Genomic DNA, 552 nt, shown 5'->3' with positions numbered 1-552 from the left:
GCGCCGGAGAAGAAGCTCGGCATCAAGGGCTCCCCGACCCGCGAGGTCTACCTCGACAACGTCCGCATCCCCGCGAGCCGCATGATCGGCGCCGAGGGCACCGGCTTCGCCACCGCGATGAAGACCCTCGACCACACCCGCATCACCATCGCCGCCCAGGCCCTCGGCATCGCCCAGGGCGCCCTCGACTACGCCAAGGGCTACGTCAAGGAGCGCAAGCAGTTCGGCAAGCCCATCGCCGACTTCCAGGGCGTGCAGTTCATGCTCGCCGACATGGCCATGAAGCTCGAAGCCGCCCGCCAGCTCACCTACGCCGCCGCCGCCAAGAGTGAGCGCGTCGACGGCGACCTCACCTTCTTCGGCGCCGCCGCCAAGTGCTTCGCCTCCGACGTCGCCATGGAGGTCACCACCGACGCCGTCCAGCTCCTCGGCGGCTACGGCTACACCCGCGACTACCCCGTCGAGCGCATGATGCGCGACGCCAAGATCACCCAGATCTACGAAGGCACCAACCAGGTCCAGCGCATCGTCATGGCCCGCAACCTCCCGTAA

General features: G+C 68.1%; 1 protein-coding gene. It reads left to right on the top strand.

The window, feature by feature from the left end:
• On the top strand, positions 1 to 552 hold a 552-nt coding region (locus KV205_RS36010), incomplete at its 5' end, for an acyl-CoA dehydrogenase family protein (protein WP_265869257.1).

The organism is Streptomyces sp. SKN60, assembly GCF_026236535.1.
In the GTDB taxonomy this organism is placed as follows: Bacteria; Actinomycetota; Actinomycetes; order Streptomycetales; family Streptomycetaceae; genus Streptomyces.
This window is presented reverse-complemented; position numbering and strand designations above follow the sequence as displayed.